The organism is Collinsella sp. AF39-11AT (assembly GCF_003474585.1).
GTDB lineage: Bacteria > Actinomycetota > Coriobacteriia > Coriobacteriales > Coriobacteriaceae > Collinsella.
Genome location: NZ_QROG01000048.1, coordinates 1 through 2950, shown reverse-complemented (window position 1 = coordinate 2950; position 2950 = coordinate 1). Strand labels below are relative to the sequence as shown.

Annotated in this window: 4 protein-coding genes; 1 reads left to right on the top strand and 3 read right to left on the bottom strand. The window is 54.2% G+C overall.

The window, feature by feature from the left end:
- Window positions 1-274: 274 nt before the first annotated feature.
- The 3 genes from DW037_RS10355 to DW037_RS10345 are packed head-to-tail and all read right to left on the bottom strand — an operon-like array spanning window position 275 to window position 2057.
- The gene (locus DW037_RS10355) at window positions 275-1183 is read right to left on the bottom strand and encodes a radical SAM mobile pair protein B (protein ID WP_118289347.1); all 909 of its coding nucleotides are present in this window, start codon (window positions 1181-1183) and stop codon (window positions 275-277) included.
- Entirely contained in the window at window positions 1171-1860 is a 690-nt protein-coding gene (locus tag DW037_RS10350) for a radical SAM mobile pair protein A (RefSeq protein ID WP_055252677.1), read from the bottom strand. The genes DW037_RS10355 and DW037_RS10350 overlap by 13 nt, the downstream gene beginning before the upstream one ends.
- Window positions 1857-2057: a hypothetical protein gene (locus DW037_RS10345; RefSeq protein WP_055252679.1), complete on the bottom strand. Its 201-nt coding sequence runs from the start codon at window positions 2055-2057 to the stop codon at window positions 1857-1859. The genes DW037_RS10350 and DW037_RS10345 overlap by 4 nt, the downstream gene beginning before the upstream one ends.
- Before the next feature lie 143 nt (window positions 2058-2200).
- Here DW037_RS10345 and DW037_RS10340 point away from each other — a divergent pair, with 143 nt between their 5' ends.
- Window positions 2201-2761, top strand: a complete 561-nt coding sequence (locus tag DW037_RS10340) for a TetR/AcrR family transcriptional regulator (protein WP_117583300.1) — start codon at window positions 2201-2203, stop codon at window positions 2759-2761.
- Window positions 2762-2950 lie beyond the last annotated feature (189 nt).

The following is a 2950-nucleotide window of genomic DNA, read 5'->3' as shown; positions in this document are numbered from 1 at the left end:
CTCGAGGCTGGGGTAGAGGTGGTAGAAGCCGTCGAAAAGGCTCTTGACTACTTTCGATTGATGCTCAGTGCCCATTGTATTCGCTACGATTAAACTCGGCACAGGGGATACTGGTTTTCCGTGCGAAAACGCTCATGCCGCTAAATTGAGCGACCGCCTGTACTGCAGCGGGATCATCCGCCCGAGCGATCCCTTAATCCGTCGCCCGTTGCGCCAATCGGCAGAAGCCACGCGTGGACGCTAATCGCTCGAGCGAATCGTCGTCGGTTTCCGTTTAACGATTTCTTTTTCCGCTATTATCTGACCCTCGGACTTCCTCGTGATAGAAGTAGTCCACGATCACCGGATGCCCCTGGGGGACTCTGCCATAAGGCATTTCGTTGTCCACAAAGGGGCAATCGTACTTCTTGGCCATTTCCTCGGCTTTTACTTCAAGCGCTTCAAAATAGCTACGGTTGCGCTTGTTATAGATCTCATCGTAAAGCGGTACGAGATTGGGATGTTTCTCGGCGATATAATCCAGGATCGTTTTTTTGAAACCACCCCGAAGATTGAGATTTTCGAGCCAAAACAAATCGCACCGATCCTTTACTCGCTCAAAAATCATCTCAAAATCCGTGATGCCGGGAAATACCGGGGACACGAAGCAGACCGTACGGATACCTTCGTCATACACCTGCTTCATAGCAGCGATACGACGCTCGATGCTCGACGCGGAGTCCATATCGTTCTTGAAGTTCTCATCCAGCGTGTTGATCGACCATGAAACGGTCACTCGTCCAAGCCTCTTCAGCAGATCGATATCCCGTACCACAAGATCGGACTTTGTGCAGATCAGAATATCTGCATCGCTGCCAATCAGCTGCTCCAGGAGTTTCCTGGTATTCCCGAATCGCTCCTCCTGTGGATTGTAGCCATCCGTCACAGAACCGATAACCACCCGCTGTCCAGCGTATTTCTTCGGATTCTTGATTTCCGGCCAATGCTTCACATCAAGAAAGGTGCCCCATTCCTCCTTGTGTCCGGTAAAGCGCTTCATAAAGGAGGCATAGCAATACTTGCAGGCATGCGTGCAGCCTACATAGGGATTGACCGAGTAGCCGCCTACCGGCAGGCTGGACTTGGTCATGATGTTCTTTGCTTCCACCTCATTGATGAGGATTCCATCGATCACTTCCGCCATGTTCTCTGCACCTCCAGCACTCTTTCGAATTCTTCCGGCAATTCCTGAATCATGTTTTCGTCCCCTATGACAGAGACGAGGTCTTCCTTCATAAACATTGGAATGCCAAGCGCGTGCGCCTGGTCCGTCAAAGACCATGCCCACTCCGGTTCCGTATGAACCTTCCTGCTCTGCGCCCCGGTCATGGTACCGACGACGATCCAGTTGATTCCGGAAAGGTCGACCGTACCGGGATCGTCGAATAGCGGCTCAAAAGTAACGAAGAAGTGATTTGCTTTGACGTTTTTCCGAAGGGCGTCGATACGCCACAGCTCCGCTTTCCTCGTCACCGTAACGCCGAACCATGCGTTTTCCAGGTCGGTATCTAAATCCAGCAAATCGGGTCTCTTGGTCAGGAACAGGAACTGATGCTGTGGATTCTCATGGATCTTTGCAAATACCTCGTCTCGCCATTCCAGCTTCCACCCGGAGAGATCGCTCATGCCGGTAAGGAGAAAGTTCTGCGGGCGTTTCTTTTCCATCATCTTGAGCTTGCTCGGGAAGAACGCAGGATCAGCGAAGTCGTCAATCATATGCCAACGTTTCACATTGTTACGGGCATAGCAATATGGACACCCCACCGTGCAGCCGATGACGATATTCATATTCTGAATCTGATTTTTGATGCAGATGCTCATAACGCCTGCCTACCTGCCTCTCCCGTAAACACGCAATCAGCCTTCCCCACCTTGCGGGCAAAAGCCTCGATATCTTGCTTGCAAGCAGCAGGCTCGCAATCGCTCAAATCGTATGACGTGCCGCCGTTTCGATAGACGGCCCGATGGGAAAACGATCGGCTGACAAGCCCGATGCCGAGCTTCTCGCACAGGGTCATCCGTGCTCCCTTTCAGCTATAAAAAACAGGTGTCTATAAACAGTATCCTTGTTGATTTTCGCAGGGGCAATGAACAAACGCGTGCACCTGTCGATAAACGAACAGCTACTGGACATTGTCAAACGACTCAGATTGGAGAGGCGATGGGAGAAACCAAGATCGACCGCCGGCGGCGCTACACCCTCTCGGTCATACAGGAGGCGTTCTTCGCGCTGCTGGCCGAGGTCGGCTTCGCGAAGATGACGGTGGCGGACATCTGCCGCCGCGCCGAGATCAACCGGGGAACGTTCTATCTGCATTACGAGGATAAGTACGCGCTGCTCGATGCGCTTATCGACGAGGCATTGGCAGCGGCTCCCCCGCTTGAGGGGGTTGAATCGGCAACGCTTTGCCAGCGTCCGCCGGCAGACGACGATTATCGCCTGCTTTATTCGGACAGCGACTCATACGCTCGCGTAGCCCAGCGCGTCATAGAACGCGGAGCGGAGCAGATGGTTCCCTGGGTCATGGAGAAAACAGGGCTTTCACGCGAAGACGCCTTCCTGCTCTTCGTCCACAACGTCCAGGGCAATCTGGCCGTCAACCGCCTGCTCGGCTGGAGACGAGGCCCCGAGTTCACCCATGCCCAGGAGCTGCTCAACGCCTATTCCGAAGGGGGCTTACTGGCGGTATCCGCTCTTCGCGATTCCGATAACCCATCGTGACCTGCGATTCAGGAATACCAGCCTCCGAGCCCTCTCGTTCGGAGGCTGCGGCTAAAACCTCATTGCGCGTCTACCGCTCCGCGTTACTCGCCACCTGCCCGCGCCACCGAGAGCAGGGCGCCCAAATCGGCCTGGATCGCCCCTGCCTTGCTTCCAAGCTGCAACGGAGCCGAGTCGCCCGAGATGTTT